Source organism: Cellulomonas fimi, assembly GCF_028583725.1.
Classification (GTDB): domain Bacteria; phylum Actinomycetota; class Actinomycetes; order Actinomycetales; family Cellulomonadaceae; genus Cellulomonas; species Cellulomonas fimi_B.
In genome coordinates, this window is record NZ_CP110680.1 from 4,056,963 (window position 1) to 4,070,270 (window position 13,308).

The 13,308-nt window shown below is 74.3% G+C and carries 14 protein-coding genes; 11 read left to right on the forward strand and 3 right to left on the reverse strand.

Going from position 1 to position 13,308, the window contains the following annotated elements; all coding sequences use genetic code 11:
- Positions 1 to 125: 125 nt before the first annotated feature.
- On the reverse strand, positions 126 to 554 hold the full coding sequence (locus tag OOT42_RS18310; RefSeq protein ID WP_273652580.1) for a DUF6314 family protein: 429 nt from the start codon (positions 552 to 554) through the stop codon (positions 126 to 128).
- Between the two features lie 121 nt (positions 555 to 675).
- Between OOT42_RS18310 and OOT42_RS18315 the strand changes: the two genes are divergently transcribed.
- The 7 genes from OOT42_RS18315 (at position 676) to OOT42_RS18345 (ending at position 7,558) form a co-directional block, all read left to right on the forward strand.
- Complete coding sequence (locus tag OOT42_RS18315) at positions 676 to 2,928, forward strand: carbon starvation CstA family protein (RefSeq protein WP_273652581.1); 2,253 nt, start codon at positions 676 to 678, stop codon at positions 2,926 to 2,928.
- Entirely contained in the window at positions 2,925 to 3,155 is a 231-nt protein-coding gene (locus OOT42_RS18320; RefSeq protein WP_273652582.1) for a YbdD/YjiX family protein, read from the forward strand. The genes OOT42_RS18315 and OOT42_RS18320 overlap by 4 nt, the downstream gene beginning before the upstream one ends.
- Positions 3,156 to 3,238: 83 nt before the next feature.
- A complete protein-coding gene (locus OOT42_RS18325; protein ID WP_273652583.1) occupies positions 3,239 to 3,865 on the forward strand; it encodes a DinB family protein in 627 nt (208 codons plus the stop codon).
- A gap of 146 nt (positions 3,866 to 4,011) precedes the next feature.
- Positions 4,012 to 4,467 (forward strand): hypothetical protein, encoded by a 456-nt coding sequence (locus tag OOT42_RS18330; RefSeq protein ID WP_273652584.1) that lies wholly within the window; start codon positions 4,012 to 4,014, stop codon positions 4,465 to 4,467.
- A gap of 105 nt (positions 4,468 to 4,572) precedes the next feature.
- The gene (locus OOT42_RS18335) at positions 4,573 to 5,121 is read left to right on the forward strand and encodes a GNAT family N-acetyltransferase (RefSeq protein WP_273652585.1); all 549 of its coding nucleotides are present in this window, start codon (positions 4,573 to 4,575) and stop codon (positions 5,119 to 5,121) included.
- Positions 5,108 to 6,370, forward strand: a complete 1,263-nt coding sequence (locus OOT42_RS18340; RefSeq protein ID WP_273652586.1) for an MFS transporter — start codon at positions 5,108 to 5,110, stop codon at positions 6,368 to 6,370. The genes OOT42_RS18335 and OOT42_RS18340 overlap by 14 nt, the downstream gene beginning before the upstream one ends.
- Positions 6,371 to 6,484: 114 nt before the next feature.
- Complete coding sequence (locus OOT42_RS18345) at positions 6,485 to 7,558, forward strand: zinc-dependent alcohol dehydrogenase family protein (RefSeq protein WP_273652587.1); 1,074 nt, start codon at positions 6,485 to 6,487, stop codon at positions 7,556 to 7,558.
- Positions 7,559 to 7,564: 6 nt separating this feature from the next.
- Here the strand turns inward: OOT42_RS18345 and OOT42_RS18350 are convergent, their stop codons facing one another.
- A complete protein-coding gene (locus OOT42_RS18350) occupies positions 7,565 to 8,410 on the reverse strand; it encodes a class II glutamine amidotransferase (RefSeq protein ID WP_273652588.1) in 846 nt (281 codons plus the stop codon).
- A 220-nt stretch (positions 8,411 to 8,630) separates the two neighbouring features.
- On the opposite strand from OOT42_RS18350, the gene OOT42_RS18355 reads away from it, so the two are divergent.
- The 4 genes from OOT42_RS18355 (at position 8,631) to OOT42_RS18370 (ending at position 12,507) form a co-directional block, all read left to right on the forward strand.
- Positions 8,631 to 9,269: a hypothetical protein gene (locus OOT42_RS18355; protein WP_273652590.1), complete on the forward strand. Its 639-nt coding sequence runs from the start codon at positions 8,631 to 8,633 to the stop codon at positions 9,267 to 9,269.
- A 291-nt stretch (positions 9,270 to 9,560) separates the two neighbouring features.
- Complete coding sequence (locus OOT42_RS18360; protein ID WP_273652591.1) at positions 9,561 to 11,552, forward strand: glycoside hydrolase family 11 protein; 1,992 nt, start codon at positions 9,561 to 9,563, stop codon at positions 11,550 to 11,552.
- Positions 11,553 to 11,764: 212 nt separating this feature from the next.
- Positions 11,765 to 12,262: a DUF2975 domain-containing protein gene (locus OOT42_RS18365; RefSeq protein WP_273652592.1), complete on the forward strand. Its 498-nt coding sequence runs from the start codon at positions 11,765 to 11,767 to the stop codon at positions 12,260 to 12,262.
- Complete coding sequence (locus tag OOT42_RS18370; RefSeq protein WP_273652593.1) at positions 12,262 to 12,507, forward strand: helix-turn-helix domain-containing protein; 246 nt, start codon at positions 12,262 to 12,264, stop codon at positions 12,505 to 12,507. Before OOT42_RS18365 ends, OOT42_RS18370 begins: the two co-directional genes overlap by 1 nt.
- Before the next feature lie 71 nt (positions 12,508 to 12,578).
- On the opposite strand, the gene OOT42_RS18375 is transcribed toward OOT42_RS18370, so the two are convergent.
- Complete coding sequence (locus OOT42_RS18375; protein WP_273652594.1) at positions 12,579 to 13,256, reverse strand: SPFH domain-containing protein; 678 nt, start codon at positions 13,254 to 13,256, stop codon at positions 12,579 to 12,581.
- Positions 13,257 to 13,308 lie beyond the last annotated feature (52 nt).

Sequence of the window (13,308 nt, forward strand, 5' to 3'; positions counted from 1 at the left end):
GCGCTCCCCGGCCGCGCCCGGCGAGCGGGCGGCGAGCAGACGGCGAGCGGACGGCGAGCGGACGGCGAGCGGACGGCGAGCGGACGGCGACGACGGGACGCACGCGGGCGCGGCGCGGCTCGTCGTCAGAGGGCGTCGGGCAGCCGCCGGTACGTCGTCGTCAGGCGGTACTCCTTGCGCGGCCCGGACGCGTGCCAGACCTCCTCGTACGCGTCCTCGCCGACGAACCGGCCACGCACCGTGTAGGTGTCGTCGCCGCACCCGTGCACGCCGGACCAGCGGTCGTCGCGCAGGTCGAACCGGTAGAACGGCCGCCCGTCGCCGAACAGCACGTCGACCGCCCCGTCGCCGTCGCTGCGCAGGAGCAGCCGTCGGCCAGCAGGCCGCACGTCGCCGCCGAACGCGAGCACACCCTCCTCGACGCACGCCAGACCACCGTCGCCCGTCGGCGTGCTGGTCGCCGTCCCGCGGAACGTCCCGTCGAGCCCGGCGCGCGCGTCGGCGACGCCGCGGTCGACCGACCACGTCCCGGCGAACCTCGCGAGCACGTCCACGGTCGTGACCGTCTCACGGCGGGCGGTCCGCGGGAAGCGCCGGGAGGGAGCCGCGCGCCCGGTTGCGACCGACCGCGCCGCGCGTAGCGTGCTGGTCGACGACGACGTCTGAGGGGGCAGCATGGTCGCGCGTACCGAGGTCGAGCACGTCCGGACGGACCCCGGCCTCCCGCCGGTCGCGGTGGTGGAGCGCGGGCCGATCCCGCCGGCGCGTCGCGCGGTCCTCGCCGCGGTCGCGGTGCTGGGCGCGGTCGCCTGGTCGGTGCTCGCGCTCGCCCGCGGTGAGCAGGTCAACGCCGTGTGGTTCGTGTTCGCGGCGGTCTGCACGTACGTCATCGGGTACCGCTTCTACGCACGGCTCGTCGAGTCGAAGATCGTGCGCCCGCGCGACGACCGTGCGACGCCCGCCGAGCGGTACGACAACGCGAAGGACTTCATGCCGACGGACCGGCGGGTCCTGTTCGGCCACCACTTCGCCGCGATCGCCGGTGCGGGACCCCTGGTCGGGCCGGTGCTCGCCGCGCAGATGGGCTACCTGCCGGGCACCGTCTGGATCATCGTGGGTTGCGTGCTGGGCGGTGCCGTCCAGGACTACCTGGTCCTCACGCTGTCCGTCCGGCGCCGTGGCCGCAGCCTCGGTCAGATGGCGCGCGACGAGCTCGGCCGGTTCGGCGGCGTCGCGGCGCTCGTCGCCGTGTTCGTCATCATGATCATCCTCATCGCGGTGCTCGCCCTCGTCGTGGTCAACGCGCTCGCCGAGAGCCCGTGGGGCGTCTTCTCGATCGCCATGACGATCCCGATCGCGCTGTTCATGGGCGCCTACCTGCGGTTCCTGCGGCCGGGCCGGGTCTCCGAGGTGACGATCATCGGCGTCGCGCTGCTGCTGCTCGCGATCGTCGCGGGTGGCTGGGTCGCCGAGACGGACTGGGGCCAGGACTGGTTCACGCTGAGCCCCGTCGCGCTCGCGTGGTGGCTCGCCGCCTACGGGTTCGCCGCGTCGGTCCTGCCGGTGTGGCTGCTGCTCGCGCCGCGCGACTACCTCTCGACGTTCATGAAGGTCGGCACGATCGTCCTGCTCGCCGTGGGCATCCTCGTCGCACGGCCCGAGGTGCAGGCGCCCGCGGTGTCCTCGTTCGCGCTGCGTGGCGACGGGCCCGTCTTCGCGGGTGCGCTGTTCCCGTTCCTGTTCATCACGATCGCGTGCGGCGCGCTCTCCGGGTTCCACTCGCTCATCGCGTCGGGCACGACGCCGAAGCTGCTCGAGAAGGAGAGCCAGGCGAAGCCCATCGGCTACGGCGGGATGCTCACCGAGTCGTTCGTGGCGGTGATGGCCCTGGTCACGGCCGTCGTCATCGACCAGCACCTGTACTTCGCGATGAACGCGCCCGCGGGCGCGACCGGCGGGACGCCCGAGACCGCGGCCGCGTACGTCAACGGGCTCGGCCTCGGCGGCACACCCATCACGGCCGGCGAGATCGAGCGCGCCGCGCAGTCCGTCGGGGAGGAGTCCGTCGTCTCGCGGACCGGAGGCGCGCCGACGCTCGCGTTCGGCATGTCGCAGGTGCTCAGCACCGTCGTCGGCGGGTCCGGGCTCGCCGCGTTCTGGTACCACTTCGCGATCATGTTCGAGGCGCTGTTCATCCTCACGACGGTCGACGCGGGCACGCGCGTCGCGCGCTTCATGCTGTCCGACAGCCTCGGCAATGTCGGCGGGCCGCTGCGGCGCTTCCGGGACCCCTCGTGGCGCGTCGGCGCGTGGATCTGCTCGGTCGTCGTGGTCGGTGCGTGGGGGGCGATCCTGCTCATGGGGGTGACCGACCCCCTCGGCGGGATCAACACGCTCTTCCCGCTGTTCGGGATCGCGAACCAGCTCCTCGCCGCGATCGCGCTCACCGTCGTGACGGTCGTCGTCGTCAAGAAGCGGCTGTACCGGTGGGTGTGGATCCCCGCCGTCCCGCTGCTGTGGGACCTCGCGGTGACGATGACCGCGTCGTACCAGAAGGTGTTCTCCGCCGAGCCGCGGATCGGCTACTGGGCGCAGCACCGGGCCTTCCAGGACGCGCGCGCCGCCGGCGAGACGTCGTTCGGCGTCGCCGCGTCGCCGGCCGAGATGGACGCGGTCATCCGCAACACCGCCGTCCAGGGCACGCTGTCGATCGTCTTCGCGGTGCTCGTGATCGTCGTCGTGGTGGTCGGTGCGGTCGTCGTCGTGCGATCCGTCCGCGCGGGCGGCCTGCCGACGACCGAGGAGCCCGACGAGCCGTCGCGGATCTTCGCGCCCCGCGGACTCGTGCGGACGGCGGCCGAGCGCGAGGTCCAGGAGCTGTGGGACGCGCACGACCGGGTGGGCACCGGGACGGGGACGCGCTCGTGACCGGGCGACGCGCGGCCCTCGCGGGACGGTCGACCGCGCACGCCGTCGTGCGCGCGGCCCGCGCCGTGCACTGGTACACCACGACGCTCCTCGGGGACCGCGACTACGACCGCTACGTCGCGCACCTCGCGCGCGCCCACCCCGGCGTCGTGCCGCCGTCCGAGGCGCAGTACTGGCGGACCCGCCACGCCGAGGCGGACGCGCGACCGGGCGCGCGCTGCTGCTGACGGGTCGCGCCGCGGCCCCGGTCGAGCGTGAGAGGACCGTCGGGCCCGACGACAGCGGGCGTCCGTCGGCCTAGCCTCGGGACATGGCCGACACCGTCCCCGGCCGTCTCGCACCGCTCCTGTCGCAGTACGACTGGGCGTGCGGGCGGCTCCTCGCGCGCCTGACCGGACCCGACACGGACAGCGGCGACGGCGAGCGCGTCGCCGTCTCGCCGCTCACGGACGCCGAGTACCTGTGGGAACCGGCTCCGGGCGCGTGGTCGGTCCGCCGCAAGGCCGACGGCCCCGGACCGGGGGCGACGGTGCTGGTCGGCGCCGGCGACTGGGGACGCGACGGCGGCCGCCCGCACCCCTGGCCCCCGCCGGTCACGACGATCGCCTGGCGCATGGCGCACGTCGCCGAGATGCTCCTCTTCCGCGCGGAGTACACCGTCGGGAGCCGGACGGGGTCCGAGGCGGACCTCGTGTACCCGGGCACCGCCGACGCCGCCGTCGACCTGCTCGCCCGCGGGGTGCGCGCGTGGCGCGAGGCCCTGGTCACGGCCGACGACGCCGCGCTCGACGAGGTCGGCCGCTGCACGTACCCGGACGGTGACGACGCCGAGCAGCCGTTCCTCGAGATCGTCTGGTGGGTCAACCAGGAGGTGCTGCACCACGGCGCGGAGATCGCCCTGCTGCGCGACCTGCACGGCGCGCTGCACCGCGGCTGACGGCGTCCGCCGGGCCGAGCCGGGTCGACCGATCAGCGGTCGACCGATCAGGGGAAAAGTACGAAACGGACATCGCCGACCGTGGGAGCGCGTGCACACTCGGGGGACGACGCACGACGCGTCGCTCGACGACGCCAGGAGGACACGTGCTCGGCTTCCGCAGGACCCACGACGACCCGCCGCTCCCCGAGCACGGCGACGACTGGTCCGCGGACCGGCTCCTCACGTTCCACCGCCGACTCTCCGTCGCCGCGTCGGGCGCCCCCACGCCCGGGCAGGTCGACGCCCTGCTCGACGAGGTCCCCGCGACCCCGCGCAACGTCGCCGCCCTGCTCGAGCACCTGGTCGACGAGCACGCGCGCCGCGCGCGCGAGACGGGCCGCTCCCGCGCCGTCGTCGCGGCGCCGCTCCCCGCGGGTGCCGTCGCGCGCGTCGGGCACCTGCTCGTCGTGCGCTGGCTGACGCGCCGCCAGGCGATGGGCCGTCGCGTGATCCGCCGCCTCTCCCACTCCCCCGCCGCCGTCGCCGCGCCGTCCCAGCGGACCGGGTGGCTGCTGGTCCGCCACCTCACCGACGGCCTCACGACACCGGCGCCGGCCTGACGTCGACCCTCCGCGACGCAGGCCGGCGTCGGCACCGCGCTCGCTCCACGGAGCCCGCCGGTCGCGCTCGGCAGGGCGGCCGCCGCGCGTGCTTGACTGCCACGCGTGACCTTCACGCCGATGCCGGAGCGGATCGCCACGCCGCGTCTGGTCATGACGCCGCAGGTGCCGTCGGACGCGGGCTGGCTCGCCGACCTCTTCACGGCGCGCGGGAAGGGCGTCGTCACGCCCGACGACGCCGCGGTGCGGATCGCCGCGATGCAGGAGCTGGTCGCCGAGCACGGGATCGGCGCGCGCGTCCTGCGCCTCCGCGAGGGCGGTGACGCGTTGGGCTACTGCGCGATCGTCGTCGGCCGCGGCTCGCTGGAGGAGCCGGAGCTGGCCTACGAGCTGCTCCCCGCCGCGCACGGGCACGGTTACGCGACGGAGGGCTCGCGCGCGCTCGTCGCGGCCGCGTTCGGGACCGGACGCACGCGCCTGTGGTCGACCGTCCGGCCGTGGAACGAGCCGTCGCTGCGGGTCCTCGCCCGCGTGGGCTTCCGCCGCTCCCGCACGACGACCGACGCGCAGGGCGAGATCCTGTGGCACGTCCTCGACGGCGGGCGGCGGCCGGCGGCGCCCGGCCCGTGGGGCGCGCACGATGTCGTCGCGTGAGACGACCGAGCGGTTCGTCGACCCGGCGGCGCGCGACGCGCTGCAGCGGCGGACGCTGCGGGTCGTCGTCGCGAGCCAGGTGCTCGGCGGTGCGGGGCTCGCGGCGGGCGTCACGGTCGGCGCGCTGCTCGCGGAGCAGATGCTCGGCTCGCAGCAGCTCGCGGGGGTGCCGGCCGCGCTCATGACGACCGGCGCGGCGGTCAGCGCGTTCCTCGTCGGACGGGTCACCCAGCGGTACGGCCGCCGGGTCGGCCTCGCCGGCGGGTTCGCGGCGGGTGGCCTGGGCGGGCTCGGCGTCGTCGCGGCGGCGGCCGTGGGCAGCGTGCCGCTGCTGCTCGTCGCGTTCCTCGTCTACGGCGCCGGGACGGCGACCAACCTGCAGGCCCGCTACGCCGGGACGGACCTGGCGCTGCCGGACCGGCGCGGGACGGCGATCTCGGTCGCGATGGTCTCGACGACGCTCGGCGCGGTCGCCGGCCCCAACCTCGTCGCACCGCTGGGCGACCTCGCGACGGACCTCGGCCTGCCGTCCCTCGCGGGACCGTTCCTGCTCGCCGGCGTGGCGTTCCTCGCCGCGGGCGGGGTGCTGCTCGCGCTCCTGCGTCCCGACCCGTACCTGGTGGCCCGGCGTCTCGACGACGCGAGCGCGCCGACGACCGCCGTCGTCCCGGGACCGGCGGTCGCACCGGGGAGCGGAGTGGCGGTCGGTGCGACGGTCATGGTCCTCACGCAGGTCGCGATGGTCGCGATCATGACCATGACGCCCGTCCACATGCGTGCGCACCACCACGACCTGTCCGCCGTGGGCCTCGTCATCGGCATCCACGTGGGCGCGATGTTCCTGCCGTCGCTCGTGACGGGCCCGCTGGTCGACCGCGTCGGCCGCGTCCCGATGGCGGTCGCGTCCGCGGTGACGCTGCTGCTCGCGGGCGTCACCGCCGCCCTCGCCCCCGCGGACTCGACGACGCTGCTCGTGGTCGCGCTCGCGCTGCTCGGCCTGGGGTGGAACTTCGGCCTCATCGCGGGCACGGCGCTGGTCGTCGACGCGACGACGCCCGCGAACCGCGCGCGGACGCAGGGCTCGCTCGACGTGCTGATCGCGCTGGGCGGCGCGGGCGGCGGCGCGCTGTCGGGCGTGGTCATGTCGGCGACGAGCTTCGCGACGCTGTCGCTGGTCGGCGGCGTGCTGTCGCTCCTGCTGCTGCCGGTGCTGCTGTGGACGCGACGGCCCGCGGCGACGCGCGCCTGACCTCGCCCGCACCGCCCGGCCCGTTCCCGCCACGCGGGCCGAGCGGCACGGTGCCTACACTGACCGCGCCGTCGGCCGGTCGGCCGCGGAGCCCCTGAAACCCGAGGAGCACCCATGCGCGCGACCGTCATCCACGGCGAGCGGGACGTCCGCGTCGAGGACGTGCCGGACCCGGTCCTGCGGCAGGGTGGCAGCGGGCGCGACGCGGTCGTGCGCGTCGTCGCCGCGTGCGTGTGCGGCTCCGACCTGTGGACCTACCGCGGCGTGCAGCCCGTGCGGTCGCCCAAGCGCATCGGGCACGAGTTCATCGGGATCGTCGAGCAGGTCGGCGACGCGGTCGAGCACGTCGCGGTCGGCGACGCCGTGATCGCGCCGTTCTACGTCTGCGACAGCACGTGCGCCAACTGCCGCAACGGCGTCAGCACGTCGTGCCTGCACGGCGGCTGGTGGGGCTCCGACGACCGCGAGGGCGGCTTCGCGGACGGCGGTCAGGGCGAGCGCGTCCGGGTGCCGCTGGCGGACGGGACGCTCGTCGTCGTGCCGGGCGTCGACCTGGAGAGCGACACCGGGCGCGCCCTCGTCCCGCACCTGCTCACGCTGTCCGACGTCATGGGCACCGGGCACCACGCGGCCGTGTCCGGCGGGGTCGGTCCGGGGTCGACGGTCGCGGTCGTCGGTGACGGCGCGGTGGGCCTCTGCGCGGTCGCGGCGGCCCGCCGGCTCGGTGCGTCGCGCATCGTCGCGATGTCGCGGCACGCGCAGCGGCAGGAGCTCGCGCGCGAGCTCGGCGCGACCGACGTCGTCCCGGAGCGCGGCGACGAGGGCGTGGCGCGGCTCAAGGAGCTGTTCGACGGCATCGGGCCGGACGTCGTGCTGGAGTGCGTCGGGACGAAGGAGTCGATGGACCAGGCGCTGCGGTCCGCGCGGCCCGGCGGGCAGGTCGGGTTCGTGGGCGTGCCCGCGGGCGGTCCCGAGCTGCCGGTGCGGACGATGTTCGACACCAACGTCGGCGTGCGCGGCGGCGTCGCGCCGGTGCGCGGCTACATCGAGGAGCTCCTGCCCGAGGTTCTCGACGGGCGGCTGCGCCCGGGCGTCGTGTTCGACCTGGAGCTGCCGCTGGAGCAGGTCGCCGAGGCGTACGCCGCGATGGACGAGCGCCGCGCGACGAAGGTGCTGCTGCGCCCATGACCGCCGTCAGGCGGCGGCCGGCACCGTCGGCGTGAACGGCAGGATCTCCTCCTCGCCGCCGTCGATCACGAGGCAGGTGCTCTCCGGCACCTCGAGCCACGCACCGCGCAGGTCGCCGAGCGGCTCGGACACGACGAGCCGCGTGTCGTCGGCGAGGTCGTGCAGCACGGGGTTGTCCGGGTACTGGTGCCGCAGCACGGCGACGTCCTGATTGCGGAACAGCGAGCGCGACCGCCCCTCCGACGAGTAGCGGAACGCCCACAGCCGGCGCCCTTCGGTCACCGCGAACGTCCCCTGCACCGGGTACGGCACACCGTGGCGCCGCGCCGTGTCCTCGACGAGGCCCACGGTGGCCGCGACGGCTGACGGCGGGTCGTCGCGCAGCCCGAGCGTGAGCGCGAGGTGGAACAGCGTCTCGGAGTCGGTCGTGCCCTCGATGAGCGGGTAGAGCGACGGGTCGACGGCGAGCTGCAGGTCGCGCTTGAGGGTCGGGAAGCCGTCGACGAAGCCGTTGTGCATGAACAGCCACCGGTCGTGCCGGAACGGGTGGCAGTTCGTCTGCTGCACGACCGAGCCGCTGGTCGTCGCCCGGACGTGCGCGAACACGGTGCCGGACCGCACGTGCTGCGCGAGCTCGCGCAGGTTCCGGTCGCTCCACGCGGGCTCGATGCTGCGGAACACCCCCGGCGCCGTGTGGTGCTCGTCGTACCAGCCGACGCCGAACCCGTCGCCGTTGGTCGGCTCGGCGCCGAGCCGGCTGTGCAGGCTCTGCACGACGAGCGAGTTCGCGGGCTTGTAGAGCAGGTCGTCGAGCGTGACCGGGGAGCCGGTGTAGGCGAGCCAGCGGCACATGGTCGGCCTCCTTGCCGCGCCCGACGGTCGGGCCCGTCAGCCCCACTGTCCGCCGGTTCGCCGCCGTTGCCCACCCCCGTCACCGTCCGGGCGACGGCGGGTCGCGCGCGGGGCGGGCGGGGGCGGCCGGGGCGACGAGGGCCGGGACGCGCCCGGCCGGGACGACGACCTGCGCGGACGCTCCCCCGGCACCCGGGCCGCACCGCCTACGGTGTCCGGCGTGACCCGCGTCCTCGTGCCCGCCACCGTCGTCTGCCTGCCCGCGCTGCTGCCGGCCGCGTGCTCGGGCGCACCGGAGGAGGTCGAGCCGGCGACGGCCGTCCCCGCCGGCTGGCTCGAGGACGCCGCCGAGGGCTGGCCGGGCTCGGCCGGCCACGGGAGCTCCGCGCCGGTGCTGTCGGGCGACGACTGCGTCCTGGCGGACGAGGTCGTGGCGCGCGGCGCGACGGCGCGCACCGACCTGAGCGGCTGGGGCCCCTACGGGGACGACGCGGCCGCCGACGACGCCTTCCGCTACGTGTGCGAGTTCCGCGGCGACGGCCTGAGCGCCCAGCTGCAGCTCGTGCAGGCGGGGTCCGCGGGCGACGCACGCACGACCGTCGACCTGTTCCTCGACCAGCGCACGACCTCCGACCAGGAGAACACGTCGTCGACCGTGCAGGTCGCGGGTGTCGACGTGCACGTCAACCACCGGTGGTACCCGGGGCCGGGGTACGGAGAGGCGACCGCGCTGTTCCACGACGAGGGCGCGGACGCCCTGGTCCAGCTCGAGGTGACGTCGCTCGACGAGGCGGCGTTCGACGCGTACACGCCACAGCGGGTCGCGGACGACCTCATGGAGCAGCTCGGCCGCGGCTGACGTCGCGGATCGCAACCGGCCCGCTATCGAAACCCGCCTCGCCGCCGCGCCCATGGTGGTCGCGCCGCGGACGCAGCAACCGAACCGGCCGACTTAATCGGTTCGGGACCCCGACGCCCCCTCGGCATCGCCGCCGTCATCGGCCACACTCGGCTTCGATAACGATATCGACAGGGCGAACACCCTCCGTGGACGCCCTGTGCGTCCGGCTCGCGACCGCTGCGCACGACCCTCGCGACGCGCGCCGGACGACCTCCCCCCGTCCCGACGATCGGCACGAAGGAGTGCACGATGACCGATAGTTTCGCTCGAACTCGCGGTGGACCCCGCCACCGCCGGCGCCGCCCGCTCGCCGCGCTGACGGCCCTGCTGGCCGCCAGCGCGCTCGTGGCGGCCGGGCTCGTGATCGCCAGCCCGGCGTCCGCCGCGGTGACGTCGAACTCCACCGGCACCAACAACGGCTGGTGGTACTCGTTCTGGACCGACAGCCCCGGCACCGTGTCGATGGACATGGGGTCGGGCGGGCAGTACTCGACGCAGTGGAGCAACACCGGCAACTTCGTGGCCGGCAAGGGCTGGCAGACCGGCGGCCGCAAGACCGTCAGCTACTCGGGCCAGTTCAACCCGTCGGGCAACGCCTACCTCACGCTGTACGGCTGGACCCAGAACCCGCTGATCGAGTACTACATCGTCGACAGCTGGGGCACCTACCGCCCCACCGGCACCTTCATGGGCACGGTCACCAGCGACGGCGGCACGTACGACATCTACCGCACCCAGCGCGTCAACAAGCCGTCGATCGAGGGCAACAGCTCGACGTTCTACCAGTACTGGAGCGTGCGTCAGCAGAAGCGGGTCGGCGGCACCATCACGTCCGGCAACCACTTCGACGCGTGGGCGTCCAAGGGCATGAACCTCGGCAACCACAACTACATGATCATGGCGACCGAGGGGTACCAGAGCAGCGGCTCCTCGAACATCACGGTGTCCGAGGGCTCGGGCGGCGGGAACACCGGCGGCGGCGGGAACACGGGCGGCGGCGGGAACACCGGCGGCGGCGGGAGCTCCGGCTGCACGGTCACCGCGACGCGCGCCGAGGACTGGTCCGACCGGTTCAACGTCAGCTACACCGTCAGCGGCTCCAGCTCGTGGACCGTCAACCTGGCGCTCAACGGCGGCCAGACCATCCAGAACTCGTGGAACGCCAACGTCTCGGGCAGCGGCTCGACCCGGACGGTCACGCCCAATGGCTCCGGCAACACCTTCGGGATCACCGTCATGAAGAACGGGAACAGCACGACGCCGTCGGCGACGTGCAACGGGGGCAGCACCGGTGGCGGGGGCGGCGGGACGGCGACGCCGACACCCACGCCGACGCAGCAGCCGCAGTCGTGCTCCGCGGGCTACGTGGGCCTGACGTTCGACGACGGGCCCAACAGCGGGACGTCGAACCAGATCATCTCGACGCTCCGGCAGTACGGCGCGACCGCGACCGTGTTCCCGACGGGCCAGAACGCGCAGAACAACGCGTCGCTCATGCAGGCCTACAAGAACGCCGGCCTGCAGATCGGCAACCACAGCTGGGACCACCCGCACCTGGTGAACATGAGCCAGAGCGACATCCAGTCGCAGCTCTCGCGGACCCAGCAGGCGATCCAGCAGACGGCCGGTGTCACGCCGACGCTGTTCCGGCCGCCGTACGGCGAGACGAACGCGACGCTCAGGTCGGTCGAGCAGTCGCTCGGCCTGCGGGAGATCCTCTGGGACGTCGACTCGAACGACTGGAACAACGCGAGCGCGGACCAGATCCGGCAGGCGGCGTCCCGCCTGACGAACGGCCAGATCATCCTCATGCACGACTGGCCGGCGGCGACCGTGCAGGCCCTGCCGGGCATCCTGCAGGACCTGCGCTCGCGCAACCTGTGCGCCGGCCACATCTCGTCCTCGACCGGGCGGGCGGTCGCACCGTCCAGCGCCGGCGGGGACGGCGGCGGCGGGGGCGGCGGCGGTGGCAGCACGGGCTCGTGCACGGTCACCGCGACGCGGGCCGAGGAGTGGTCGGACCGCTTCAACGTCACCTACACCGTGAGCGGCTCGAGCAGCTGGGTCGTGACCCTGACGCTCAACGGCAGCCAGTCCGTGCAGAGCAGCTGGAACGCGACGCTCAGCGGCAGCGGCAGCACGCGCCAGGCCCGTCCGAACGGGTCCGGCAACTCCTTCGGCGTGACGTTCTACAAGAACGGGAGCAGCACGACTCCGGGTGCGACGTGCGCGACCGGGTAGACGTCACCTGAACGGGAGGACTGACCGGCCCCTCCCGGACCGAGGCCGTCCGCGCACGTCACCGCGGGCGGCCTCGGTCGCGTCCGGGGTCGCGGCATCGCGCCCCTCCTGACGCGACCTGGCCGCCGGGCGCCGGCGCCCGTTGCCAGACCTCACGCAAAACGATAGCCTTCTATCGTTTCTCGATAGATCGACTCTCCAGTGAGGTGCCCATGGGCCGGTTGGCCATCCTCGCCCTGCGCGTGGTGATCGTCCTCGCGTTCGCCGGGCTGCTGTTCGTCCAGCTCTTCCTCATGCCGGTCGTCTACCTGGACCTCCAGGACGCCGGCCGCGACGTCGCCCACCTGCGCTGGGGCCTGCCGATCATCGGCGTCCTGTTCGCGCTCGCCGCCGAGGTCGCGCTCGTCGCCATCTGGAAGCTCGTGACGATGGTCAAGCGCGACACCGTCTTCTCGACGCGGGCGTTCCGCTGGGTCGACGTCGTCATCGGCTGTGCGATCGCCGCCACGCTGATCGCCGTCGTCCTGTCGTTCCTGCTCGCCCCCGGCGAGGAGGTGCCGCCCGGCATGGTCATGCTCGTCGTGATCGGCGGCGTCGGCACCGCGCTCATCGCGCTCGTCGTGTTCGTCCTGCGCATGCTGCTCGCCAAGGCCGTCGCTCTGGACACCACGGCGACGACGCTGCGCGCCGAGCTCGACGAGGTGATCTGATGCCCATCGTCGTCGACATCGACGTCATGCTCGCCCGTCGCAAGATGTCCGTCGGCGAGCTCGCCGACCGCGTCGGCATCACCCCCGCCAACCTCGCCGTCCTCAAGAACGGCCGCGCCAAGGCCGTGCGGTTCACGACCCTCGAAGCGCTCTGCGCGGTGCTCGACTGCCAGCCCGGCGACCTGCTGCGCTGGGAGGCCGCCGCCGAGGGCGACCCGGACGACGACCTCCGCGCGACCGGCTGACCGCGCGACCGCACGACGTGGGCCCGACTCCTCGACGAGGAGACCGGGCCCACGTGCACATCCGGGGTGCGTCAGGACGTCGCGCGCGCCGCCGCCGTCCCGGCCGGGTCCGCCGACAGCACGACGGTCGCACCACCCGCCTCGACCGCCTGCAGCGTCCGGAGCTGGAGCAGCCCCGGCTGGCCGTCGAGCAGCCGCGCGGCGTTGGCCAGCGCCCGCGTCGCCGCGACCTCCGACCGCGCCCGCTCGAGCGCCGCGAGACCCTGCGCGCGGGCCGTCACGACCTCGGCGGCCGCCCGCCGCAGCTCCGCCGGCACGACGACGTCCCGCAGCGCGATCCGCTCGGCCGCCAGGCCGACCTCCGCGGCGGCCGGGGCGACGGCCGCGAGGAGCTCGTCCGGCACGACCGTCCGGTCGGCGAGCAGCTCGTCCAGGGTCCGGCGCGCGACCGCCTCCCGCAGCGCGACCTGCAGCGCCGCGTGGAGGAACGCGTCCGGCCCGTCGACGGCCTCGAACCACGTCCGCGGATCGACCACGCGGACGGTCGCCATGAGGCTCACCTTGACCGCCAGCCCGTCGCCGGTCAGGACCTCCTGGAGCGGCACGACGACCAGGCGCGGCCGGACGACCACCCGGACGGTCCGCCGACGCCACGCCCGCAGCCGGTGCCGGCCGGGGTCGAGCACGGTCTCGAACCGCCCGTCCTCGTACACCAGGACCCGCTCCCACTCCTGCACGACCAGCTTCATCTGCTCGACCTCCTTCCGTCCGACGTCCCGGCGCCGTCCGTCGACCCGGGGT